Origin of the sequence: Mycobacteroides franklinii, assembly GCF_002013895.1 — a bacterium.
Taxonomy (GTDB): Bacteria; Actinomycetota; Actinomycetes; order Mycobacteriales; family Mycobacteriaceae; genus Mycobacterium; species Mycobacterium franklinii.
The window spans coordinates 98645-122233 of the sequence record NZ_MAFQ01000016.1; the positions used below are offsets into that span (position 1 = coordinate 98645).

22 protein-coding genes and 3 pseudogenes are annotated in these 23589 nt (G+C 63.5%); 6 read left to right on the plus strand and 19 right to left on the minus strand.

What is annotated here, in order from left to right:
* Window positions 1-107: 107 nt before the first annotated feature.
* From B4393_RS23530 to B4393_RS28420, 4 genes and pseudogenes are all read right to left on the minus strand, one after another.
* Entirely contained in the window at window positions 108-731 is a 624-nt protein-coding gene (locus B4393_RS23530) for an NADPH-dependent F420 reductase (RefSeq protein WP_078336182.1), read from the minus strand.
* A 158-nt stretch (window positions 732-889) separates the two neighbouring features.
* Window positions 890-1315 (minus strand): nuclear transport factor 2 family protein, encoded by a 426-nt coding sequence (locus tag B4393_RS23535; RefSeq protein ID WP_078336183.1) that lies wholly within the window; start codon window positions 1313-1315, stop codon window positions 890-892.
* Between the two features lie 61 nt (window positions 1316-1376).
* Window positions 1377-2312 carry an SDR family oxidoreductase gene (locus tag B4393_RS23540; RefSeq protein WP_078336184.1) on the minus strand — a complete coding sequence of 312 codons (936 nt, stop codon included), beginning with the start codon at window positions 2310-2312 and terminating at the stop codon, window positions 1377-1379.
* Window positions 2313-2587: 275 nt separating this feature from the next.
* A pseudogene (locus B4393_RS28420) lies at window positions 2588-2932 on the minus strand (NAD(P)-binding domain-containing protein); the annotation flags it as partial.
* On the opposite strand from B4393_RS28420, the gene B4393_RS23550 reads away from it, so the two are divergent.
* Window positions 2880-3362: a MarR family winged helix-turn-helix transcriptional regulator gene (locus B4393_RS23550; RefSeq protein ID WP_078336209.1), complete on the plus strand. Its 483-nt coding sequence runs from the start codon at window positions 2880-2882 to the stop codon at window positions 3360-3362. The pseudogene B4393_RS28420 and the gene B4393_RS23550 overlap by 53 nt on opposite strands.
* 235 nt (window positions 3363-3597) lie before the next feature.
* Here B4393_RS23550 and B4393_RS28425 read toward each other — a convergent pair whose 3' ends face one another.
* A complete protein-coding gene (locus B4393_RS28425; protein ID WP_078336185.1) occupies window positions 3598-4788 on the minus strand; it encodes a YceI family protein in 1191 nt (396 codons plus the stop codon).
* Window positions 4785-5165 (minus strand): DoxX family protein, encoded by a 381-nt coding sequence (locus B4393_RS23560; protein WP_078336186.1) that lies wholly within the window; start codon window positions 5163-5165, stop codon window positions 4785-4787. The genes B4393_RS28425 and B4393_RS23560 overlap by 4 nt, the downstream gene beginning before the upstream one ends.
* Before the next feature lie 390 nt (window positions 5166-5555).
* Between B4393_RS23560 and B4393_RS23565 the strand changes: the two genes are divergently transcribed.
* Entirely contained in the window at window positions 5556-6044 is a 489-nt protein-coding gene (locus tag B4393_RS23565; RefSeq protein WP_078336187.1) for a MarR family winged helix-turn-helix transcriptional regulator, read from the plus strand.
* On the opposite strand, the gene B4393_RS23570 is transcribed toward B4393_RS23565, so the two are convergent.
* The 3 genes from B4393_RS23570 to B4393_RS23580 form a co-directional block, all read right to left on the minus strand.
* Window positions 6016-6414: an SDR family NAD(P)-dependent oxidoreductase gene (locus tag B4393_RS23570; RefSeq protein ID WP_236743237.1), complete on the minus strand. Its 399-nt coding sequence runs from the start codon at window positions 6412-6414 to the stop codon at window positions 6016-6018. The genes B4393_RS23565 and B4393_RS23570 overlap by 29 nt on opposite strands.
* Window positions 6411-6800, minus strand: a complete 390-nt coding sequence (locus B4393_RS23575; protein ID WP_078336188.1) for a nuclear transport factor 2 family protein — start codon at window positions 6798-6800, stop codon at window positions 6411-6413. Before B4393_RS23575 ends, B4393_RS23570 begins: the two co-directional genes overlap by 4 nt.
* Before the next feature lie 175 nt (window positions 6801-6975).
* A complete protein-coding gene (locus tag B4393_RS23580; protein ID WP_078336189.1) occupies window positions 6976-7710 on the minus strand; it encodes an SDR family NAD(P)-dependent oxidoreductase in 735 nt (244 codons plus the stop codon).
* Window positions 7711-7836: 126 nt separating this feature from the next.
* On the opposite strand from B4393_RS23580, the gene B4393_RS23585 reads away from it, so the two are divergent.
* Window positions 7837-8433 carry a TetR/AcrR family transcriptional regulator gene (locus B4393_RS23585; RefSeq protein ID WP_078336190.1) on the plus strand — a complete coding sequence of 199 codons (597 nt, stop codon included), beginning with the start codon at window positions 7837-7839 and terminating at the stop codon, window positions 8431-8433.
* Between the two features lie 283 nt (window positions 8434-8716).
* Here B4393_RS23585 and B4393_RS23590 read toward each other — a convergent pair.
* The 5 genes and pseudogenes from B4393_RS23590 to B4393_RS23610 all read right to left on the minus strand — a co-directional run.
* Window positions 8717-9235, minus strand: a pseudogene (locus tag B4393_RS23590) (thiolase family protein); the annotation flags it as partial.
* Between the two features lie 39 nt (window positions 9236-9274).
* Complete coding sequence (locus B4393_RS23595) at window positions 9275-9649, minus strand: hypothetical protein (RefSeq protein ID WP_078336191.1); 375 nt, start codon at window positions 9647-9649, stop codon at window positions 9275-9277.
* A gap of 152 nt (window positions 9650-9801) precedes the next feature.
* The gene (locus tag B4393_RS23600; protein WP_078336192.1) at window positions 9802-11460 is read right to left on the minus strand and encodes a SulP family inorganic anion transporter; all 1659 of its coding nucleotides are present in this window, start codon (window positions 11458-11460) and stop codon (window positions 9802-9804) included.
* A 61-nt stretch (window positions 11461-11521) separates the two neighbouring features.
* The gene (locus B4393_RS23605; protein ID WP_078336210.1) at window positions 11522-13387 is read right to left on the minus strand and encodes a phosphoenolpyruvate carboxykinase (GTP); all 1866 of its coding nucleotides are present in this window, start codon (window positions 13385-13387) and stop codon (window positions 11522-11524) included.
* Between the two features lie 118 nt (window positions 13388-13505).
* Complete coding sequence (locus tag B4393_RS23610; RefSeq protein WP_078336211.1) at window positions 13506-13874, minus strand: ArsR/SmtB family transcription factor; 369 nt, start codon at window positions 13872-13874, stop codon at window positions 13506-13508.
* Between the two features lie 233 nt (window positions 13875-14107).
* Between B4393_RS23610 and B4393_RS23615 the strand changes: the two genes are divergently transcribed.
* Window positions 14108-14524, plus strand: coding sequence for a DUF5313 domain-containing protein (locus B4393_RS23615; RefSeq protein WP_078336193.1), 417 nt, complete (start codon window positions 14108-14110; stop codon window positions 14522-14524).
* Window positions 14525-14586: 62 nt separating this feature from the next.
* Here the strand turns inward: B4393_RS23615 and B4393_RS23620 are convergent, their stop codons facing one another.
* Complete coding sequence (locus B4393_RS23620) at window positions 14587-15288, minus strand: type II CAAX endopeptidase family protein (RefSeq protein ID WP_236743238.1); 702 nt, start codon at window positions 15286-15288, stop codon at window positions 14587-14589.
* A gap of 300 nt (window positions 15289-15588) precedes the next feature.
* Window positions 15589-16581 (minus strand): annotated as a pseudogene (locus B4393_RS23625) (MFS transporter); the annotation flags it as partial.
* Between the two features lie 194 nt (window positions 16582-16775).
* On the opposite strand from B4393_RS23625, the gene B4393_RS23630 reads away from it, so the two are divergent.
* On the plus strand, window positions 16776-19004 hold the full coding sequence (locus tag B4393_RS23630; RefSeq protein ID WP_078336212.1) for a S9 family peptidase: 2229 nt from the start codon (window positions 16776-16778) through the stop codon (window positions 19002-19004).
* Window positions 19005-19411: 407 nt separating this feature from the next.
* Here B4393_RS23630 and B4393_RS23635 read toward each other — a convergent pair whose 3' ends face one another.
* The 3 genes from B4393_RS23635 to B4393_RS23645 all read right to left on the minus strand — a co-directional run bounded on the left by B4393_RS23635 (window position 19412) and on the right by B4393_RS23645 (window position 21944).
* Complete coding sequence (locus B4393_RS23635; protein WP_078336196.1) at window positions 19412-20371, minus strand: GlxA family transcriptional regulator; 960 nt, start codon at window positions 20369-20371, stop codon at window positions 19412-19414.
* Window positions 20372-20774: 403 nt separating this feature from the next.
* On the minus strand, window positions 20775-21203 hold the full coding sequence (locus tag B4393_RS23640) for a Rid family hydrolase (protein ID WP_078280836.1): 429 nt from the start codon (window positions 21201-21203) through the stop codon (window positions 20775-20777).
* A gap of 114 nt (window positions 21204-21317) precedes the next feature.
* On the minus strand, window positions 21318-21944 hold the full coding sequence (locus tag B4393_RS23645; protein WP_236743239.1) for an HD domain-containing protein: 627 nt from the start codon (window positions 21942-21944) through the stop codon (window positions 21318-21320).
* Between the two features lie 468 nt (window positions 21945-22412).
* Between B4393_RS23645 and B4393_RS23650 the strand changes: the two genes are divergently transcribed.
* A complete protein-coding gene (locus tag B4393_RS23650; RefSeq protein WP_078336198.1) occupies window positions 22413-23033 on the plus strand; it encodes a DJ-1/PfpI family protein in 621 nt (206 codons plus the stop codon).
* Window positions 23034-23589 lie beyond the last annotated feature (556 nt).

Here is a 23589-nt window from a genome sequence, read left to right on the forward strand (position 1 = left end):
ATCGTCGGCTGACGCTGACCACGGGCGGTCGCAACGTCCGCCCTAGTACTTGAGGTGTGCTTGCCTGCTCGTCGTTCACTTCTGCGGCCGGGTGGCGGTGTTGTGGTTCAGCCGGGGACGGTGACATCGAGTGCGAAGTCGAAGTTCCCCACTCCGTGTTGTGCCAGACCGATCATGACCAGGCCCGTTCCTTCCAGGTAGTGCGCCATGGTCAAGCCGCCGACATCGAGCGGGCGCAGTGTCATGCTCTCGATGAACTGGGCAACGCGGGCCTTGGCGTGCTCGTCGTCGCCGGCGATGAGGACGTCCATCGGTTGGCCCTTGGCTAGGACGGCACCGAAGGTGGTGTTGAAGGCCTTGACCACGCTGGCGCTGGCCGGGGCTTGCTCGGCAACGTTCTGCGCAATGGAGGTGCCGTCGGGGATAGCGAGCCCGTCGGCCGCGGAGTTCACGGGGTTGCAGATGTCGACGATCACCTTGTCCGCGAGTGCGTCTCCGTACTGGGCGACGACGGGAACGACGTTGGCGTACCCGAGGGCCACGATGACGATGTCCCCGGCCGGGACGGCACCGAACTCTCCGGCAGTGGTGCTGCCGCCGAGAGTCCTGGCCAGATCGGCGGCTTTGGACTGATCGCGGCCGATGACCTCGACGGTGTTGCCGCCTGCTACTGCCAGCGTGGCGATGGTACCCGCCATGTTTCCGGTGCCGATGATGCTGATGCTGCTCATGAGATGTCCTCTCTTGACTGATTATCTAAAGGATCGATTCCCCCACTCCGAAGCCCGGCTTGGTGAGGTCCCGACAAAGCCCAGGGAAGGCATCCGAGGCTGACTGAAAGCGACTGAGCTGGCCGAGGCCGTCGCCAAGGAGGGCACGGTCTTGGTCGTCACTCCCGGCTGGTGCGCAGTTCCCAGGGCTGCATGCCAATTGCATCCGCAAGGTTGCGTTGCAGCGCGACGCCGGCCGGCAGCGTGCGGTAGAAGATGCTGACTTCGGCGATCTTGCCGTCCTTGTCGAGCAGGACGAAGAAGATGCCGTTGACCGCGGCGTCTCCGACTTGTAGCCGGAAGTGTGCGGCATGGTGGGTGTCGCCGCTGAGGACCTCCAGGTAGGTGTCGTCGGACGACAGTTTGTTGACGGTCTTGATGGTCTGCACGGCGGTCTCGCGGCCGACGACTGGCTCGTCACCGAACGGGCTGTACAGCACCACGTCCTCGGCGAGCAAGCCGGTGAGAGTGTCTTTGTCTGCGCCGCCGTGGATGCAGTCGACGAACGCCTCCACGGTGCCGCGGTGCGGGGCGAACGTGGCCATGGTTACTCCTCTCATAGTGTGTGGGTTGAGCGTGTGCGATTTGGTCGGTGTGCCTAGGCCATCAGCCGGCAGGGAAGTAGTGGCCGTTGTCTAGATCGGCGAACAGGCTGGGCTGAAGGGGTTCCCAGCCCAGGGTTTGGCGGGTGATGAGGCTGGTCGCCGGGAAGGATCCGGTGACCAGATTCGTGAACATGCCGAAGTATCCCGGCAGCATCAGGACATCTAGGGGAATGCTCACGGTGGGTAGATCCAGGCGGCCGCCGATGGCCTCGGCGATGTCGCGGAACGCGATGGCCTCATCCTGGACCGCGTGCCAATACCTGCCGGCCGGACCCTTCTCCAGCGCCAGGCGGAACAGAGAGCCGACATCGCGGATGTGCACGGCGTTCCACACATTCATGCCGTCGCCGGGGTAGCCGACGACGCCCTTCTCCTTCGCGAGCGCGATCAGCCCCGGCAGGAAGCCAGTGTTATCGGTCGTGTCGTGTGCGATGAGTGGGAGCCGCACGATCGAGGACCGCACTCCCTGCTCGGCCAGGCCGATTACGGCCCGTTCCACGATGTTACGAGCCCGTAGCGTGCCCCTATGCTCCTCCCCGCTAGGAAGGGCCGGGTCGTCCTCGGTGGCCGGTCGGCCCAGGTTTCCAGGCGAGCCGATGCTGCCTGCTGCGACCAGTGGCTTTCCGGTCCCCTGCAGTGCCTCGCCGTAGGCGAGCATGATCGGGAGTTCGGCGGCGGCCACGGCATCCATCCCGCCGGAGGGAAGTAGGTCTTGCCGGTGCCCGACGTGGATGACGCCGTCGGCGTTCGCGGCCGCTTCCTTGAGCCCGTCGAGATCTTCAAGGCTGCCGCGACGCACCTTGGCGCCGAGCGCGGACAGAGCCGTCGCGGATGCCTCCGACCGGGCCAGGGCGGTGACGTCGTGCCCGGCGGCGATGAGTTCGGGGATGATGTGCGAACCGGCGTGGCCGGTTCCGCCAGTGACGAAAACGTGCATGTGACTGTCCTTCTCAGGTAGGTGGAGTGAGGTGTTCTGCTGGTGCCTTGTGCGCCTAGAACGACGAGCGCGGGGGCGGGAAATGGTGGTGGTGCGCTCAGCGCAGGACGCTGACGCCGAGGAAGAGATTCGGGTTCTTGACGCAGTGGGTGGCCAGGCCCAGTTGCAGCAGAGTGGCGTTCTCCAGTGCCCGCGCCATGGGCAGCGCCCCTGACCTTGCCGTTCAGGGTGTCCCCGTACTGACTGATAACCGCCGCCGCGCTGCCGTATGGCACGGCGAGGACGACGATGTCCCCGGCCGGGGCCGTACCGGCCCTACCGACGGTGGCGCCGCCGAGCGCGGCGGCCAACGCTTCGGCTTTGGACGGGTCGCGGCCGATGATCTCGACCGCGTTGCCGCCAGCGAGCGCACGGCCGGCCAAGGCCCTGGCCATGTTCCCCACGCCGATGATGCTGATGCTGCTCATGACGTATCCCGTCTTGACGTACGATCGAAATAGGTTGAGTACTCCACCATAAGTGGATATGGATGAGGAGTCAACCAATCGAGAGGGGGTATCGAGGCAGGTGGAGCCGAACTGGCTGAACCCGCGCGAACTTCGCGCCTGGCGGGCCTTCATCGACGCGCGTCATCAGGTCGGCGTGCACTTAGACCGGGGCCTGCAGGAATCGGGCCTGTCCGGGGCCGACTACGAGGTCCTGGCCTTGCTCTCCGATCACGACGGTGACCGCATGCCTTCCCATCAGTTGCGCAATGCACTGGGTTGGGAGAAGAGCCGTCTGTCCCACCAGCTTCGGGGCATGGAAAAAAGTGGGCTGATCAGCCGCGAGCCCAACCCCGCCGACGCCCGCAGCACGATGGTCTGCCTGCTTCCGGTTGGCCGCACCGCCATCGATAAGGCGGCGCCCGGCCACGTTGCAGACGTCCGCCGTGTTTTTCTGGACCTGCTCACCCCGGCTGAACTCGACCAGTTGACGGTCCTCCACGAACGGATCCTGCACCATCTGGTGACAGACGCCGACTCTTGCGCCGCCGACGAACCCTCCTAGGTGGTTCATCGGCGCAGCAGCGGCCAGCCTGTCAGTTCTCAAACGGCGTGTCATCTCCCAAGCCTTGTGGGCAGTGGTCAGGGCGCGTTGTCCCACTACGAGTCATCGGCGGTATTTCTCAGTTTCGTGTCATTTCTTCCGGCCTTGAGCATCGGGTCACCATCCCATGAAAGATGTTGTTGCCCAAGGACTGCTGCGGTCGACGCGGGGCCCACGCGGGTGCGGCGCCGCCCTCTCATCTCGTCGGCGCGGCGGGTGCCTTGACCGCCTCTAAACACACGGTGACCTCGACGGCGTCTCCGAGCATCGGGCCGCCCCCGGCGAGCACGGGAGTGTCGGTCAGGACGCCGAAATCGCTACGCCTGAGTGTGATCACACCTTCGAACCCCGCCACGTCACCGTGACCCATGCCGGCGCTCACGCCGAGAAATGAGAACGCCAGAGGTAGGCGTTTGGTGATTCCGCGCAGGGTGAAGTCGATTATGAGCACCCAGTCGTTCTGCCCGGTGCCGTGCATGTCGACCGAGACAAGGGTCGCGGTGGGGAACTCGTCGGCGCCGAATATGTCGGGTGCCCGCAGGTGCTCGTCGCGGGTTGGGTTGCCGGTGTCCACCGACCCGACCGCGATGGTCGCCGTAATGCTCGGAGTTCCGTTCTCGGGCACCGTGATCGCCCCGGAGAAGTCGCCGAACCGCCCACGTACCCTGCCCACCATCAGGTGGCGAACCGAGAACGTGATGGAAGAGTGCACGGGGTCGATCGTCCACGTGCCGGGGAGCAGATCCCGCCCAACCGCCGACGTCACCTGAATACTCTTCTCGAGTTCGGCCGGCAGCTCGTAGAGTTCGCGTAAGACCAGGGCGTTGCGGGCCTGGATCAGTACACCACCCTCGTCGAGACGTCCGAGTTCGATGGGGGCGAAGCCGAGATCAGTGCACAGCCCGGCTACCGCCGCGCTTGCTGTGAAGTCGTCGCTGGCGACGAAGACCACGCGTTTACCGAATTCGGGTGGGCGCTTCTGCGCGAGCTGCCTGGCGGCGGTTTGGTTGAACGACTTGACCACCGCGGCGCCCGGGAACGCCTCGGCGTTGAACTCGGTCGAGAGGCGTCCGCCGAGGATTTGCTCAGAATTGGGCACCAGAAACGCGTTCGTCGCGTCGACGACGATCTTGCCCGACCAGTCGGGACGGCGCCCACCCAGCTCACGGACCTTCAGGAACGGAATGGCCAAGATGATCACGTCTGCATCCAGGGCCGTGTCGAGGGTGGCCGGTGTGATCAAGGCAGACAGTTCGGTGACGTCGATCGTCTCCGGGCCTCGCGTGTTGGCCCAGAGTGCTGGAACGTGATGGTCAGAGAACCGTTGCGCCAGAACCGTGCCGATGCTGCCGGTGCCTACGATGGCATATTGCCGAGTGCTGGTCATCGCACGACCTCCGCGGCCCGAGCGGCCGCGATGAAGATCGCCAGCGCCAGGAACACGGCGTTCACGGGCCAATTGCTGTACTCCCCGCGGCGACCGTGGAACACCGCCGCGCCCACCTGCAGCAGCGCGAGCCCCAGGGCAGCGGCAGGCGTCAGGATAGGCGCGATGCCGGTGAGCCACGGCAGGATCAGACCGAGAGCGCCGGCCACCTCGACGCCGCCGATAAGTTTGATCGACCTCGCAGACAACGCCTCGGCGGCGCCAGCCATGGAGGGGTTCTCCGCGAGACGCTCCTTGGACGTCAGCAGTTTCGTGCCACCGATAAAGAGATATGCGGCGGCGAGTAATCCGGATGCGATCCATACCGCGATGTTCACGTTGGCTCCTCGAAGACGTCGGTTTGCGAACAGGTTTGGCCCGAGCGGCTACACCTGCGAATCGCGCATTCATGCCGGGCGCCCGGGGAGATTAGTTGATGCTTCAATCAAACTAGACCGTATTAACGTGACGCGTCAACTAATGGTCTGTATCGCACTCATTGCCCACGCGACTCAGACCGCGACGCCTCGATGACGACCAGGCGCCATCGCCGGTGCCACAGGGGTTGAGGGTTGTTTCCCAGGGAAGCGCTGGTGCTGAGGGTTTCCGCAACGTGAGCCGTCGCCGGTCGGCGGCTCACCGTCAATGGTTGATGGTGGAACTATCCTTCAGGCGGATCAGGAGGCTCGGATGACAGCTGTGCGATGGGACACCATCGGGTCGTCGCTATGACGCGACCCAAGCGTGATCGTCGTCGACGCGAAACGGTGTGGCTCGACGACGACCAGCAGCGTGCGTGGCGTCAGCTCCTGTCGATGATCATGGAGCTTCCGGCGGCCCTGGAAAGCGATCTGCAGCGCACCACCGGATTGACGATGTTCGAGTACCTGGTGTTGGCGAATCTGTCGGAAGCCGACGACAGGACGCTGCGGATGTCTGAGCTCGCCGCCCGTGCCAACTCCTCGTTGTCGCGGTTATCGCACGTGGTCAGGCGCCTCGCCGACAACGGGTTGGTGATCAAGCGTGTCAGCGCCGATGACGGCAGGGTAAGCGTGGTCGAGCTCACGAAGGCCGGAATGCGGCGGGTCGGCGCCGCGGCCCCGTTGCACGTCGCGAAGGTGCGCGAATTGGTGGTGGAACCGTTGACGAAGACGGACCTGATCGGGCTCGGCAGAGCGGCCGAGACCATTACTGACCGGATCGCCGAGTCTGGTTGATTGCATCGTCGGTCCGCGGTGCCTGTGGCAGCGCTTTTTGCACCGTGAACAGTGTGCCGCGGGCGTTGAGCCCGAACGTGGCGTCGAAGTGTTCCTCAGTGATCTGGCCAAGCCTGCCTTCTTCGGCCGTGCCGGCATTGGCCCACAACACGTCGATGGCGCCCTTCTCCCGCCTGACTACGTCGAACAAACGGTCCAGATCATCTAGATTCGCCGAATCAGCCTGCACGCCAGTCGCATTGCGGCCAATCAGCATGACAGCCTCATCGACCACTTCCTTCCGTCGGCCCGTGATGACAACGTGCGCGCCTTCCTGGACGAACAACCTGGCACCGGCAAGCGCCATACCACTGGAACCGCCGGTGATCACCGCCACCTTGCCGCAAGGCGGCGCTGCATCCGGACACCGGACGGCAGGGGGCGCCAAAATACGGTGACCGCGGCGATCTTGCCGTCTGCGTCGAGCAGGATGTAGTCCATCCCGTCGACCACGGTGTCTTCGATCTGTAGCCGAAAATATGCGGCGTGATGCGTCTCGCCGGTGAGGACTTCCTTGTAGGTGAGGTCGGCCGCCCCGCCGATCCCCTGCATGGCTTCCAGGACTTCCCGGCGGCCGGTGACTGGCTCATTGTCGAGCGGGCTGAACAACACCACGTCCTCGGCGAGGAGGCCGGAAAGAGCGTCTTTGTCAGCGCCGCCGTGCATGTAGTCGACGAAGGATTCCACGGTGTCGCGGTGTGGGGTGAAAGTGGTCATGGTTACTCCTTAGGTGCTTTTTGCTCTGCGGTGTGTGAGATCTGCTCGGTGCGCCCACTCGATAGCCAACGACCGCAACGGATTTGCGGAAGATCGGAAGGCCGGTGATCTAGCGCTGATGTGTGCGGGCCGGTGCGGCGATGTCTTCGTCGGCGCGCGTCCCGGTGTCTGTCACTTAGATCACCGTGGTGCCGCCGTCGACCACCAGCTCCGTGCCGTTGACATAGCTCGAGTCATCCGAGGCGAGGAACAATGCGGCCGACGCGATCTCCTCGGGGCGGCCCGACTCGCGCCGCGGGATCACGGACTCGAACTGAGCCTTCTGCTCCGCGGTCATTACCTGCTCCAGAGCCGGCGTGGCGACCTGGCCGGGGGTCAGCACGTTCACCCGGATCTTGCGGTCCCTCAACTCAGAGACCCACGCCCGCGCGTAGGCGGGCAACACGGCCTTGCTTCCCGCGTACACACTCCAATTGGGGTAGCCCCGAAGCGAGGCGTTTGACCCGGTCATGAAGATCGAGCCGCCATCGTTGAACAGCGGTAGTGCCTTCTGCACTGTGAACAGCGTGCCGCGCGCGTTCAACCAGAAGGCGTCATGGAAGTCCTCCTCGGTGATCTCGCCGAGCTTGGCCTGCTTGCCCGTCCCGGCGCTTGCCCACAACACGTCAATGGAGCCTTTCTCCTGTTTGACCACGTCGAACAAACGGTCCAGATCGCCGAGGTCGGCTGAATCACCTTGCACACCAGTCACGTTCCGCCCGATCAGTTCGACGGCCTCCTCCACCGCGTCCTTACGTCGGCCCGTGATGAAGACATGAGCGCCCTCCTCGACGAACAACTTGGCGCCGGCCAGCGCCATACCACTTGTTCCGCCCGTGATTACTGCGACCTTGCCATCGAGTTTTCCCACGATTACTCCCTCTATCGGAAAGTGCCGATGTTATGTACACCGATCTGATTACTTAACGTAGCGACCGGCGACAGGGAGCGCAAGCTATGTACACCGATCCGTACCGGCCTGGGTTAGACTGGGTACGTGACGGAGCTAGAAAAGGGGCCGCGGGGCCTGCGCCGCGGCAGGGGCGCACGAGAGCGGATCCTGGGCGCTTCACGACAACTGTTCCGTGATCAAGGCATCAACAGCACCGGCCTGGACCAGCTCTGCGCGGTGGCCCAGGTGTCCAAGCGCACGTTTTACCAGCACTTCAGCGGCAAAGATGAGCTGATCGCCGAGCACCTCCGCCGGTTCGATCCCGACCTCCTGCCCGAGGTGTTCGACCGCACCGACCTCACACCCCGAGAGCGGCTCATGGCCGCCTTCGACATTCATGCGCCGCTGTGCCCGTTCATCGCGGCGGCCGTCGAACTCCCCAACCCGGACCACCCGGCACGCGTACGCGCCGCCGACTACAAGAGGGCGTTTGCTGCGCGGCTCACTGAAACCGCGCGCGAGGCCGGTGCCACCGACCCCGAACAGCTCGGCGAACAGCTGGCGCTGCTCTTAGATGGCGCTTCGGCCCGCAACCGAGTCCTCAACACCGAAACCTTCGCCACTGCCGCCGCCATCGCAGTCGTGCTCATAGACAACGCCGTACTCACGGCAGCGGTACCGCCCGGTGCAGGCGGGAACTAGCGAACGAGGACGGGGCCACATGTCAGATCCGGCGGCGAGTTCAGCTGAAGCTGACGAGAATGAGGAGTCCAAGCCCTACGCCAGAGCGGCCTGCGCCTACCGGCAGCAGGTCCGCGCCCACACGGACGGGGGGGGGGGGGGGCATTCGGCCGGGTCTCCGCTGCACTTCTGCGAGACGCCCCGCGCCTCTCCAAATTGACGGATCTCGCGACCTACGACCGGAGCCGGCGCGAACGCGGTATCGACACCGTGTGGCGATACCGCGTTTTTCACTCGTCAGTGCCTGCGAGCGCACGCCCAGGCCGTCCACGTCGGCGCGGGTGATGCCGCGACGCTTGGCAATGCGCTCGGCGGCCTCGAACTGGTTCGGCATGTCGATATCCCACGAGGCGGGGCGCGGAATGCCGGTGCCACCGACGTTGGCGCCGAGCGGTACGCGGCTCATCGATTCGATACCGCAGGCGATGCCGGTGTCGATGGCACCCGAGTAGATCAAGCCGGCGATGAGGTGGTTGGCCTGCCTGCTGCGCGCTGCCGCACTGGCAGTCGATGGTGGTGGCGCCGGTGGCCTCGGGCAGCCCGGCGTGCAGCCACGCCTGCCGGGTGATGTGCCCGCCCTGCTCGCCGAACTGGGTCACGCAGCCGCCGATGACTTGCTCGACCTCGTGGGGATCTAGGCCCGCGCGCGCAATCACCGACTTCTGGATGCTGCCAGCAGCTCGGCGGGATGTAGGCCCGCGAGCCATCCACCGCGTTTGCCGATGGGGCTGCGCGTCGCTTCGACGATGACCGGATTACCCATGGAGCTGCTCCTTTGCGCTCTGAACGTTGTTGGGGTGTCTTAAAGTTCACGTTGATAGGCCGTGATGAGGGGCTCGGCCAACTGTCTGCCTTGCGCGGTGATGATCAGCCACCAGTGGTACTGCCATCCGAATACGTCAAAGTTGTCGACGTAGTCGGCGCGGACCTCGCGTAGTGCAGCTTCGGGATCATCGGTCGGCACAAATCGGTGTGCGTTTGGCGCCATCGTGCCCAGCTCGAACAAGCCCTCGCCGATAAGCGAACGGATTATGCCCAACGTGGTCGCCCGGATCCGCGGTAGGTGAGCTTGCCTGTCGGCCTCCTGGACGTGCCAGTGCACTGCCAGCAGGCACACCCCACCCCCAAGGCCCTCCATGAGGATCTTGGCGTGCGCCGAGTCGTGGGCGTAGCTCACAGGTGCGGCCCTTTCGCTTACAAGGCGTCGTCGAACAGTCTTAATACGGCTTGCATGTCTTAGCGCTGGAGCTTCCACACCACGAATACGGCTCCGCTCGTTAACGCAAGGAGTGCGGCGATGTACATCCAAGAATTCATGCAGGCTTCCTGTTAGGTGTTTGTGGGTGGGTGGGTGCCGGTGGCATGGGTGCGGGCATGGGCGATGGCGTCCTCGAGGGTGTCGATGAGGTGTTTTTCGTGACGTAGCGATTCGATGACACCGACATTAGTGAGGAGCTTAAGGTGTTCTGGCCGTACACCTTTGATGATCACGGTGATGCCGCGGGCCTCTAGGTCTTCGGCGATCTGGGCCAGCGTGTGTGCGCCGGTGGCATCAAGCATGCCCAGTTGGGACATGCGGATGATCACGACATTGACGTCGGGATGGTCGGCGTCGGTGATGGTATTCGAGATGCGTTCGGCCGCACCGAAAAACATGGAGCCATCCAGGCGCAGCAGCGCGATTCTCTCATCGCCCGGCTCTGGAGGGCCGGGTAGTTCTTCGCGGGTGACACTGCTGCGTCGCGCCACGACGCGTAGGGCGAAGAAGGCGGCCACCACGATGCCGATTTCCACCGCTTCGATCAGATCGAAACAGATCGTGACAACTGCGGTGAGAGCAAAGGTCAGGGCATCGGAGCGGGTAGAGCGCAGGATCGTGACCGCAGTGCGCGCCGAGATCATCCGGAAGGAGGTGATCATCAGGACCGCCGAGAGTGCGGCTAACGGGATGGCAGCCACTGGCTCGCTGGCCAGGTACACCACCGCGAGCAGCAGAACTGAGTGTGTGATCGCCGCAACACGGGTGCGGGCCCCGGATCGGACATTGACGGCGGTGCGGGCGATCGCTCCGGTGGCCGGCATCCCGCCGAACATCCCGGAGGCCACCGAGGCCAGGCCCTGCCCGACGAGTTCGCGGTCGGGATCGTAGGGGCCGGTGGGTGACATGGCGGCCGCGACCCGCGCCGACAGCAGCGATTCGATCGCAGCCAAGGCGGCAATTGCCACTGCTGCTCCCAGAAGGGCTTGCAAGGCAGCCAGATTGGCGTGCGGTAGCAGCGGCGCCGGTAGCCGCGAAGGCAATTCGCCGATACGGGCGACCGACAATCCTGTGGCGGTCACCAGCACAGTTGCGGCCACGACCGCTGTCAATGATTCGGGGATGGCACGGTGTAGCCGCGGCAGGCCAACCATCAGCGCCGCAACGAATCCCACCACCAACAATGGTGGTGCGGCCATGCTCCAGCGGGTGTGCATGAGAACGTCGATCGCGGCGGCCAGCGGGGGGTGGCCCTGCGGCGCCGACAGGCCCACGGCGGCGGGGACTTGCTGCAGGAAGATGATCGCGGCAATCCCCAGGGTGAAGCCTTCGATCACAGGCCACGGGATGAACGTAACCGCACGACCCAACCCGGTGATGCCCGCGGCCACCACGATGATCCCGGCCAGGATAGTGACCAAAGCCAAACTGCCGCTGCCATATTGAGCCACGATGGGGGCCAACACGACCGCCATCGCCCCGGTGGGCCCGGACACTTGCACATGTGAGCCACCGAACACCGCGGCGATCACACCGGCGATCACCGCCGTGATCAGGCCTGCGGCGGCCCCGGCCCCCGAGCTGATCCCGAACGCCAACGCCAGCGGCAGCGCAACCACCCCGACGGTGATCCCAGCCAGGATGTCGCGGCGCCATGACCGACTCAAACCGGCGTAATCGTTGCGTCGCGGCAGCAGCCGCGCCACCGCGCCGATACCGGCTGCACCCATCACCGGACCCCGTGACCGATCGGGCCCCGCTGCGGCACCGGAGCCTCATCTGGGTTGATGGTCACCGTGATTCGGTGGCCGAGCCGGCGCATCCCTGCCGTGCTTCGACCAGTCGTGTCCGCAGGGCGCCCAGCTCGACCCGCAGGTCATCGGGCAGCCGGTTGCCGCCGATGCTGGCATACCAGTAATCGATCGACTCGGCTTCGGCGATCCATTCGTCGATGTTCACCGACAGCGCCTCTTCGAGGTCCTGATCGCTGATATCCAGCCCGGTGCGATCGATCGCATCAACGGTGGGCAGGTAGCCGATTGGGGTTGCGACCGCGTCAGCGGTGGCTTCGAGGCGCTCCAGTGCCCACTTGAGGACGCGGGCATTATCCCCGAAACCCGGCCACAGGAGCTTGCCATCGGTGCCGCGGCGGAACCAATTGACATAGAAGATCTTCGGCAGCAGATCCGGATCGCTGCGGGTACCGATGTTGAGCCAGTGCGCAAAGTAGTCGCCGACGTGATAGCCCAAGAAGGGACGCATCGCCATCGGGTCACGGCGCAAGACACCGACTTCACCGGCGGCAGCTGCTGTGGTTTCCGAGGACAGCGTGGAGGCCAGGAACACCCCGTGACGCCAGTTGCGGGATTCGGTGATCAGCGGGACGGTGCTGGCGCGCCGGCCGCCGAAGAAGATCGCCGAGATCGGCACCCCCGTGGGGTCATCCCATTCGGGGGCCACAGTCGGGCACTGCGCGATCGGGGTGCAATAGCGTGAATTCGGTTGCGCGGCAGGCTCGGTGGATGCCGGCGTCCAGTGCTGGCCGCGCCAGTCGGTCAAGTGTTCGGGCGGGGTGTCGGTCGCACCTTCCCACCACACGTCTCCGTCGTTGGTCAGCGCGGTGTTGGTGAAGATCGAGTTGCCCAGCTCGATGGTGTCCATCGCGTGCGGATTGGTGGCCCGCCCGGTACCGGGCGCGACCCCGAAGAATCCGGCTTCGGGATTGACCGCGTACAGGCGCCCATCGGCCCCGAACCGCATCCAGGCGATGTCATCGCCGATCGTTTCGGCGGTCCAGCCCGGCAACGCTGGGGCCAGCATCGCCATGTTCGTTTTGCCGCACGAGGAGGGGAACGCCGCGGCCACATATTTCACAACACCTTCGGGGGAGGTGAGTTTGAGGATCAGCATGTGTTCGGCCAGCCAGCCCTCATCGCGGGCCATTACCGAGGCGATCCGCAACGCGAAACACTTCTTGCCCAACAGTGCGTTACCGCCATAGCCCGAGCCATAACTCCAGATGGTGCGGGTGGCCGGGAAATGCGAAATGTATTTGGTCTCATCACAGGGCCACGGCGCGTCAGCTTGCCCCGGTGCCAGCGGAGCGCCCACAGAGTGCACGCATTTGACGAACCGGCCGCGCAGCCCGAGGCGATCCCACACCTGCGCGCCAGAGCGGGTCATGATCTGCATCGAGACTGCCACATACTCCGAATCGGTCACCTGCACACCGAACTTCGGGTCATCAGCCCCCAACGGGCCCATGCAGAATGCGATTACATACATCGTGCGCCCCGCCATCGCACCCCGGTATTCCTCGGTCATGATCGTGGTCATATCCACCGGGTCCATCCAATTGTTGGTCGGACCGGCATCGGCCGCATTGTCTGAGCAGATGAACGTGCGGTCCTCGACCCGCGCTACATCCGCCGGATCCGACGCAGCCCAAAAAGAATTCGGCTTACCCCGCAACGGCACGAACGTGCCCTTGGCCACCAACTGCTTGGTCAGGCGATCCCACTCCGCACGCGACCCGTCACACCACACCACCTTGTCCGGGCCCAGCAACTCAGCCATCTCCGCCACCCACAACAACACCCCCGCATGGGTAGTCGGCGCAGGCGCCAAACCCTGAACTGTCGTATCCACTGCGTCCACCGAACTCACCACAACCGCTCCTCACCAGCTCTTCAGGATCTAACTATCAACAAAGCACGCTAATTAAGAAAACAAGCAACCAGAGGGCGCTAGCCGGAGGTAACGGCCCTACCTCCGGCTAGCGCCGGGTCCGCGCTACCCGCGCAGACCCCACAGGGACCGGGACGGCACCATCAAGCCATTCGGCTTGATCGGCATTCACCCCAGTCAAAATCCGCCGCGCGGTGGCCAACAGCTCGGCCACCTGCGGAGAAGTCAACGTGTACAGCACAGATAGCCCTTCACGGCGCGCCGTCACCAAACCAGCTCTGCGCAGCACCGCTAACTGCTGCGACAAATTCGCAGGCTCGATCCCAACCTCCGGGAGCATCTCGGAGACAGCTTGATCGCGCTCACTAAGCAACTCCAACACCCGTATCCGCACCGGATGGCCCAGCGTTTTGAAGAAATCCGCCTTCATCCGATACAGCGGCTGACGCGCGTCCACCACAACACCACCTCACCAATGCGACAACATGCACAGATTAGCAACCCGGCAATATCGCAGCACAACGGTGGTCTATAGTTCCGACTGGTTCCCACCGTGGTTACCCTATTCAGCAGGGCTGTCTGCTACACAGGCCCCGGTGGGAACCGCAAGATCTGCCGGATCCCGCAGATTTCGGCCCCCAGCGGGCGTGCCGAAATGCGGGCGAATCAACAACGCTCAGGAGTATGTCTATGGCCACCGACCGACCCACCACGTGGCAATACATCACCTACGCCTACGGCAAGCGTCTGCCTGACAGCATGCGCGACTGGGTCGCTAACGACCTGGCCGGTCCCGGCGCCATCCGCCGCCACATGATCCGATACGTCATCCCGCCCCACTTCATCCTGGCCCCATTCTGGCTCCTCCCCGGCGGACTCCTGTTACATACCGCGATCACACTGCCCATCTACGTCTGGGCCATCCTGATGACCCACGCCCTCAACAAGATCTGGCGTCGTCACCGCCTGGCCACGCACGGCCTGAACCCCAAACTCGCCGACAACGTCAACCGCGAAAAGAATGCACGCAAACACCAGGCATATGCCCAACGCTACGGCGAGCGCCCACAAACAACCGACAGCTACTCCAGCAGCGACCCCATCTAGACATGAAGGTGCCGATGAACCGCCGCACTATTTGCCTTGATGGCCCGGGATGCTGATTCGAGTCAGCCACCGGCGGCGGCGTGGTAAAAGATACCCAAACTGTTGTAGACGGCATGGACCAGCACTCCTGGCCAGATAGAGCCGGAAAGCTGCAGCAGCAGTCCGGTGCTGAGCCCGATGACGAATGCCAGTGGCATGACAGCGTTGATGCCGTGAGCGAGAGCGAAGATGGCTGCGCTGACCACCAGACCGATCCAAGTGCCCCAACGTAAAAGGAACTGTGCCAAGACGCCGCGAAACAGCGCCTCTTCACCCAGGGGCGTGAGCAGCCCGCCGAGCGCAACGGTCACCACGAGTGAGGACAAGCCAGCGCTGGCCGCGTCCCGATAACCTTGCTGGACGCTTTCCGAGCCAGGGAAGAGCGGGTCGAACAGTGCCGAGACCGGCCAGCTCAACACGAAGCATGCCAGGCCAATTCCCGGGGCCACGAACAGCCAACCGGCATCCGTGCGCCGCACCCCGAAAGGGCGTACATCTCGGAACCGGATGAGTGCTGCGAGAGCGAAAGCTCCCAATGGAGCAAGGCCCGAGACAAGGAAGTTCGCCTGACCGGGCGAAATCGGACAGCCGGGTGGTAGCCGGAGAACCGCTACCGCCCCAACTGTGTAGAGCACCGCGGCCGCCAGCACAGCCGCACCTGCTTCGGGCCAGCCTGGTCGACGGCGATCCTGGTCCCGGGAACGTTTGTCTGCAGCAGCGCTCACGACACCAGTGTTGACCATGCCCCAACGGCACAGTCAACGGGATGTTTTCAGTGTCTGCGACGGATGGCCGGTTTGATTCCAGCAAGGTCGTCTCATCTCCAGACAACCCGACCTCGAGAAAGATTTCTAGTAAACGTTTCAGCGATACGTATTGGCTGATATGCCTTCGGGTGTCGTCTTTGCGGCGACGGCCGCTGGCTTCAGCTAGACATCGGTCGACTGGCGCGACACCGTCCCCGCTAGGACTAGTACCGAAAGCCAGAAGGCGAACAGGGCGAGCCCGGCCGCGACCGGCGAGTCTCATTCGGCCATCAGACTTGCGAGTCCGACTCCGGCTGGGACGGCCACCTGCAGGCAGGCGTTCTGCAGGCTCAGCACCCGGCCCCGGCCCCGGATTCGGTCCGGGATGCGTTGGGCCTGCAGCACTCCCAGCTCCGCTCCCAGTACCGAGTTGCCGATACCGAACAGCGCGGCGCCCGCGAACACCCAGCCCGGACCGGCCAGTGTCGCGAGCAGCAGGAATCCCGTAGTGGTCCCGCTCAGGGCGCCGACCAGCCACCGTCGCCGTGACATCCGCGCGCTGACTGCGGCGAACACCGTGGTGCCGACCAGCATGCCGACTGCCAGCGCGGTCAGCACGAAACCCAGTAGATCGGGCCGGGACAACTCGCTGAAGTACAGCGGTAGCACCAGTCCCTGCAGCCCGCCCAGCGCCACTGCCAGACCCACGGTGAGGGTGACGGTGCTGATCAGGAACCGGCTGCCGCGCAGGGCAGCCGCGCCGGCGGTCAGTTTACCCAGCAGCGAATCATGATTGGCGGCAGCACTTTCCACCTGTCCGAGCCTTGGTGGCAGGGTCACGGTGACCAGTGCTGCTGCTGATGATGTCGCCGCCGTCACGAAAAGCACCGTGCTGCCGTTGAACAACGTCAGCAGTGTGTCCGCCGCGGCTGGCCCAATCACCAGCGCCGCCGAGGTCATCGATTGGCGTAGACCGATCAGCCGCTCCAACGGCACCCCGGCATCTCGGGCCACCACCGGCACCATCACCTGCCGAGCCGTCATGCCGGGGACGTCGCCGAACGAACCGAGGATCGCCAGCGCCACCAGCCAGCTGATGGTCAGCCCGGTCGCCAAATCCACCAGCGGGATCGCTACGACGGCGGCGGCCGACACCAGGTCCGAGATGATCGAACAGGTACGCCGGTTCACCCGGTCGATCAGCACTCCGGCGCACAGTCCGACTAACAGCGCAGGCACCGCGGTCGCCGTCGAGACCGCGCCGACGCTGAGGGGGCTCGCGGTAGTCGTGCAGCACGATCAACGGCAGCGCCACCGCCAGGATCCCGTTGCCGAGAAAGCTCAGGAAATGTGAACCCAGGTAGGCGACGGCGATGAACGGCATTGCGCCACCAGACGCTGTGCCGCTGCGGCACGGTCAAGTCGCTCTTGACTGTGCCGCTACGTCCGGGTGTTGCATGGCTGGTGTGACGACATTGCTGAGCGATTCCGATTATGCGCGTGCCGAGCAGATGCTTTTCCCGCACCGGGCCCGGCGGGTGCCGGGCACGGTGCTGACACCGGAGTGGTTCGCCGACGGTGCCCGATTCTGGTACCGGATCGGAACCCGGTACGTCGCGGTCGATCCCGACCTGAGGACTCGTCGTGCCGCCTTCGACCACGACGCGCTGGCCGCCGCACTGTCGGCGGCAGTTGGGCATGCGGTGACCGGTGCCGATCTACCGATACAGGCCGTGGAAATTCGGGCCGACGACACCGTACTGTTCAGCGCGTTCGGCCGGAATTGGCAATGGGCGGACAGCGCCTGCACCGAATCGGACACCGCCGCAACCATTCCGGGCGCGATCCCGTCTCCCGATGAGCGGTGGGATGCGTTCCGCCGCGATGGCAATATCTGGGTCCGCAGCCGGGCCGATGGCACCGAACATGCCCTCACCGATGACGCTGAACCCTATTTCGATTACGGCGGCCTGCCAGGGACTACCGGCGGGCGGGCGCTGACACGTGCGCTCGGTATTCCGGCGCCGCTGATTCTGCATTGGTCGCCCGATTCCAGTCGAATCCTGGTGCAGCGCATCGATCAACGTGAGGTGCCCGAACTGGTGCTCGTCGAATCGAGCCCGGCCGACGGTGGCCGGCCGGTGGAACACCGCACCCGCTACACCATGCCCGGCGAGGACACCGTTGCAACGATGACCTGGAATGTGCTCGACGTCGAGCAACGCACGATCGTACGGCAGCAGACCGAGCCGACACCGATCATGCACAATGTTGCACTCGTCTACGCCTGGTGGTCGAGTGCGAACGCCGTTCATTACCTGCACCAATCGCGCGACGCCCGGACGTTACAACTGCGTGGCCTCGACCCGTCGACCGGCGAGGTCAGCACGCTAATCACCGAAACGGGCGAAACCCGGGTCGACCCGACCGTGCTACTCGGCGACCCGCACATGGTGCACGTCCTGGAAACTGGGGAGATCCTGTGGTGGTCGCAACGCGACGGTTGGGGCCACCTGTACCTCTATTCGGCCGACTGCGACCGGGTCACCCAGATCACCGCCGGGCCGTGGCTGGTGAGCAGCGTGTTATGGGTCGACCAGAAGGCTCGACAGGTGTACTTCACGGCCAACGGTCTGGTCGAGGCCGACCCGTACCTGCGGCAGCTCTGTCGAATCGGGCTGGACGGCAACGGATTCACCCGACTCACAGACGACGATCTGGATCATGATGCGGTCAGCCCGCCGCAGGGCGGCTACCTTGTAGATCGAGCCTCAAGCCCCAGCCTGCCGCCACGCTCAGTGGCACTCGACGGGGATGGTCAGGTGTTAGTGGAGTTGGAGACGCCCGACACCGAAGACCTCAAGATTCTGGACTGGCAACCCCCGGAACGGTTCCAGGCGATCGCAGCGGACGGCAGAACCCCCATCTACGGTCTGCTCTGGCGGCCGCACGATCTGGACCCGGACCGCACGTACCCGATCATCGAACACATCTATCCGGGGCCGCAGCTCTACCGCGCCGGACCGATGTTCAACCCGCCGCATTATGGCGAACCGGAGGCATTCGCCGCGCTCGGGTTCGCGGTGGTGGCTATCGACGGTCGTGGAAGCGCGGGGCGCAGCAAGGCATTTCATGACCACTCCTATGGGGATCTCGGCAACGCTGGAGCCCTGGACGACCATATCGCCGCGATCCGCGAACTCGGACAGCGGTATCCGTGGCTGGACACTGCCCGGGTCGGGATTACGGGACAGTCCGCCGGGGCGTTCGCCGCGGCGCGTGCCGTGCTGCGCTATCCGGACTTCTACTCGGTGGCCGTCGCGGTCTCGGGCAATCATGACAACGCCCTCAACCTGGCGATGTGGGCCGAGCACTACCACGGCGATCTGAGCGCCGAAGGCAAAGCGGCGATCTCGAACACCACGCTGGCCGCCAACCTCAAAGGCAAGCTGCTGCTCATCCACGGTGAACTCGACGACAACGCACACCCGTACATGACGATGCGGCTAGCCGATGCACTCATCAAGGCGGACAAGGACTTCGACCTGATCATGATTCCTGGTGCCGAGCACTCGCTGTACGGCTGGCTGCACTATTCGCTGCGCCGCACCTGGGACTACTTTGTGCGCCATCTACACGGCACCGAGCCGCCCGGTTACCGACTACAGCCGCTGCTGCTACCTCCCCTCGGCTGACCAGCACACGATCTCACCGTCCCGCTTCAGCTGCCGGCGTGACTTACTGGGCTCGCTGTCCCGGGTGGAAATCCAGTGTGCGGCGATCTTGTCGCCCACAGCCCGTTGCAAGTTTCGAAGGTCGGCGTGGGAGCGGACTTGCATGCAACGAAGATGAACAAGCTTCTACGACACGCCGATATCTTGTAAAAGTAGCTAGGCGCGCCCCGCCGATCTCCGGCGCATCTCGACAGCTGCTATCGCTGCCGGTTTATGTCAGCGTCTGGCGCGGCAGAATGCATGATGGCCGGCCGAGACTGGCCCTGTCCGCCTAACTGCGCTGCGCATTGAGCTACACGAACTCCGCGGCGGCTGGATCGCAGCAGTCCACGCCCAATTAGTGCTGCTCGTAATCTACTTCAGCCGGCTCAGACGGCCCTCGCCGTGTCGTATTCACATGAGAAGGTTTGGCGGTACGCGGTCGGAGTTGTGGCGAGGGCGCGACGAAAATGAAGACGCAAATTGGCCGCTGATCCCAATCCAGAAGACCGGGCCACACGGTCGATCGGGTAGTCAGTTGTCTCGAGCATCTCGCGCGCAGATGTAAGACGTGCATTGGCCAACCACTGCATGGGAGTTGTGCCCGTTTGCTCAGTGAAGCGCCGCGTGAAGTTCCGCATCGACATCCGTGCGTGCTTGGCCATTTCTGAGACGGTAATAGGATCCGCCAGATGACCTAATGCCCAGGCCCTTGTACCCGCCAACGAGGCGTCGCCGGCCACGGCGACCGGAGCCGGAACGTACTGTGCCTGGCCACCGCTGCGATGAGGCGGCGCGACCAACGCGCGCGCGATCTGATTTGCCGTGGCGGCGCCAAGGTCCCGCATCGCGATGTGCAGACACATGTCGATCCCACAGCACATTCCGGCGGAGGTCAAAACATTCCCGTTGTCGACGTAAAGGACGTCCCGGTCGATCCGCACCGATGGAAACCGCGTCTCAAGTTCGTCCAGATGCTGCCAGTGTGTGGTGGCGCGTAGGCCATCGAGAATGCCTGCGGCCGCTAGCGCGAACGCACCTGTACAGATCGACGCCAGCCTGGCACCTCGCGCCAAACTCGTGACTAGCGCGTCAACCACTGAAGGAGGCACCGGCCGGTTCACTGCCTGATAGCCGGGCACGATGACGGTATCCGCATCGAACACCACGTCGAGTCCGTGGTCTATCGCCAGGGTCAGACCCGATGCCATCGTGACGCGATCGGATATCGCGCACACTTTCACGTCGTATGGGGTGTCAGGCTCAACCGTGAAAACATCTATTGGAATAGCCAGGTCAAGAGCCGTGACACCGTCAAGGGCGACGACTGCGATGCTGTGTTTATCCATCAGTATTCAACCCTGGCCTCCCGGCGGCTGCATGAACAGTGGCTGTTCTGCCTTACAGCGTAAGGATCCGGCCATTTGATCGTCCGCTGCGTGCCCAGGTAGTCGGACGGTCAAAACATGTCCGGTTCAGCGGGGAGACCAGCTGAGTTGAGTACTTCCAGGATGACGTCGCCAGCACCCTGTCGTGTGTGACCTTGCTGGGCATCTGACACTTCGTTGGTATCCAATCGACCTGTCCTGTAGCCGCATTGGCAAGAGGCCACACGCAGCGCATTGTCGCTAGAGAGGGTGGCTCGTCCCGTCGAGGTGTCCGCGGCAGTGAATGCAGGACTTACCGCAGGGCGGCGGCTGTCTCAGGGCGTAGACACCGCCGGGACAACCGCCGCTGCCGAGACCTGCTGCGCTACTTGCTGCCGGCGCCAACGATGGCGACAACCGTGATCTCGATGCGCATCTCAGGCAGTCCTAGTGCTCTCACACCTAGCGCAGTCCAGAGTGGCAGATGCCCGCCAGCCCGCTTGCGGAACTGGCTTACTACGGCCTCCATGTGGTCGTCGCCGATGGCTCCGTCGCGCGTGGGAACGTGATAGGTGTGGACGTTAACAACGTCGTGCCATGTGGCGCCCGCGGCAACCAAAGTCTTTTCGACATTGTCAAAGGCCTTGTCGATCTCTTGCTCTAGCGACTGGTCCGTAAAGGATTGGTCGTCTTCCCATCCGCCCTGGCCGGAGATCTCCACGCGATCTCCGATACGCAGTGCCTGACTGTAGCTGTAGTGGGCGCGGAGGATTTCCCCGTAGCCTGGCGTATCAAAAAATTCGGGCTTGGACATGTGAGTGTTCCCTTTCGTTTTTACTTGCTTGGCTCGTGCATTTGATGCAGGAATGAAGCGGAGAGCGTTGTGCCGCTGTGGATTAGTTGGTTTGTTGGCAGGATCTTTGGTTGTTCAGTTACCCCAGCGCGAGCCTTCAGCGGCAAGTTGTTCCACGTAGGTAGTGCCGAGTTCTCTTCGTTCGCGCAGGATTTCGCCCGGTGCGGTGTAGCGGGGCGCATTCCGTGGGTCAGCGGCGGCGTGTTCGGCAACGGCGTCGACAATTGATGTTGTCATGTTGAATCGCGGGTAGGCGGTATGGATCACGGCTCCGATCTCAGCGGTCACCGCAGCCTCATGTGTGGCTGGTAGACCGAGGGTCCCGCCGAAGTCGATAGCGACGCCCTGATAGGTCAACGACGTCAGTGGTCCTTTTCGCTCGGCAATGACGAACGCGTTATGTAGCGCGATCGCTTCCCAGATCGCGTCCACGTCGTTGGCCGATACTCCTTGTTCGCTAAGGAACTCGGCGGCGAGGTCTGCGCTGTCAACCTCGAAACGGGTGTTCCTTTTCGCCAGGGTCGAGAGCGAGACGTCATGCAAGATGCACGACAGAAACAGCAGCTCTTCATCGAAATCCTTGCCTGCGGTGAGACCGATGTGCGGCGCGAGTAACCGGGCGAACAGAAAGCTCCGCACGCTGTGATTGGCAATGGCCGGTGATTCGGCACGCAGCACGAGCTGGAGGGCAGCTTGTGCCACAGCTGTGCCGGGCAGCCCAACTTGTTCTGCATTTAGACGGAGTGTTTTCTCTTGTTGTTCAGGATGATTCGCGTATGTCACAGTTTAAGTGTGCATTCTTCATTCCTTGGTGTGCCAGATGAAGAACTGCCGGTTTTCGTGAGGATTAGGCCATTGCCAGTACGGTGCATCCACATCGGACGGCCACGTGGTCATGTCGGAGAGTCGAAAGATGTTTCTAGTTAGGCAACGAAGTGCTTTGTTACAGAGGCAAGTTCGATCGATAATGCCTGGTTAATCTCGATCACTACATCGAAGGCGGCACCGCCGCCGTAGTGGCGTATGCTCCATTCGATTTGAATACGGCAGCTGTACCACACGGACTCATCTGAGCCTGAAGTACTTCAGCGGCAGGAAAATTCGGTGGTATGGGTCGCCGTCTAGCCAGTAACCTGAGTCAAAGGGGATAGCCGAATCGAGGAGGCGGCCGTGGCTGGTGCCCAGCGTGAAGTGTCGATAGTGCTTTTTGATGGGTTCGAGCTTCTGGATGTGTTTGGCCCAGTGGAACTGCTCACTGTGTTTCCGGACCTGTTCTCCGTCACATTGGTTGGCCCTGAAGTTGGTGCGGTTCGCAGTAATCAAGGACCGGAAGTAGTTGCCACACAAGGATATCGGACGGCAGTCGCCGGAGACATCGTACTGGTGCCGGGCGGCTTGGGTGCCCGGCGGTTGGTTGCGGACCGCGATTTTCTGTCGTGGCTGGCTGCGTTCTCGGCCCGCGCCGAATTGGTTACCTCGGTCTGTACTGGGTCTGCGCTACTGGCGGCAGCGGGGCTGCTCGATGGATACCGGGCCACCTCGAACAAGCGAGCCTTTCGGTGGGCCGCCGAACACGGAAGCGATGTTACGTGGGTCGCACAAGCCCGCTGGGTCCAAGACCGTGATCGCTGGACTTCATCGGGAGTTGCAGCCGGTATGGACATGACCGTTGCACTCATGCGATTTCTGCACGGTCCGGACGTCGCGGACGAAGCCAGCGCATTCGTCGAGTTTGAAGCCCAACGCGACCCGGACCAGGATGCCTTCGCTCAGCTCAATGCTCTCCTCTAGACCACCTCGCGGCGAGCGCAGATTCGCTGTGTAGTTGTTTCAGTTCCGCCGGATCTGGTCGTTGAGTGACGTGTGCCCTGAGTTCCGATGAAGACCAGATGCGGGCAGTGATCGCGCATGTGAGCGACGGCCAGGAGTTTTGGTACCTCTCGTTGCGGCGGAAGAGCCCGCGAACACGCTGACAACGGGGAACTGAAGCGAGAACTTCTACACCGCTTGACAACTCACGCTTCGAGCGCGGTACGTGCGCCGTGCACGAGGGTGATCACGGCGGCTTGTGAAGAAATCGGTTGGATGGTCGTCTTAAAGCAGCGACCGTCCGCTATCAGGTGACGGTGCTGGCTAATGAGCGCGCCCGGTGAGAATCGAAGCCCTCCGTACCGATCCACAAGCGGATCTATCGGCCGCGCGAAACAGGTGTCTGTTGATGTTTCGCTGATGCGCCTGACGCAATGAGGACTGGCATCCTTCGCGGGTGGCGCGGTTAGCGGCAAGTCCTACGCAGGTATCCCGTCATGTTCATGGCGCTAGGGAAATCACGCTCCAGGGCGTCATC

Excerpts from the sequence above, each read along its gene's own strand:
- B4393_RS23530 (WP_078336182.1), bottom strand. The coding sequence starts at position 731 with ATGAGCAGCATCAGCATCATCGGCACCGGAAACATGGCGGGTACCATC.
- B4393_RS23535 (WP_078336183.1), bottom strand. The coding sequence starts at position 1,315 with ATGGCCACGTTCGCCCCGCACCGCGGCACCGTGGAGGCGTTCGTCGAC.
- B4393_RS23540 (WP_078336184.1), bottom strand. The coding sequence starts at position 2,312 with ATGCACGTTTTCGTCACTGGCGGAACCGGCCACGCCGGTTCGCACATC.
- B4393_RS28425 (WP_078336185.1), bottom strand. The coding sequence starts at position 4,788 with ATGACCAGCACTCGGCAATATGCCATCGTAGGCACCGGCAGCATCGGC.
- B4393_RS23565 (WP_078336187.1), top strand. The coding sequence starts at position 5,556 with ATGACGCGACCCAAGCGTGATCGTCGTCGACGCGAAACGGTGTGGCTC.
- B4393_RS23575 (WP_078336188.1), bottom strand. The coding sequence starts at position 6,800 with ATGACCACTTTCACCCCACACCGCGACACCGTGGAATCCTTCGTCGAC.
- B4393_RS23600 (WP_078336192.1), bottom strand. The coding sequence starts at position 11,460 with ATGGGTGCAGCCGGTATCGGCGCGGTGGCGCGGCTGCTGCCGCGACGC.
- B4393_RS23615 (WP_078336193.1), top strand. The coding sequence starts at position 14,108 with ATGGCCACCGACCGACCCACCACGTGGCAATACATCACCTACGCCTAC.
- B4393_RS23635 (WP_078336196.1), bottom strand. The coding sequence starts at position 20,371 with ATGGATAAACACAGCATCGCAGTCGTCGCCCTTGACGGTGTCACGGCT.
- B4393_RS23640 (WP_078280836.1), bottom strand. The coding sequence starts at position 21,203 with ATGTCCAAGCCCGAATTTTTTGATACGCCAGGCTACGGGGAAATCCTC.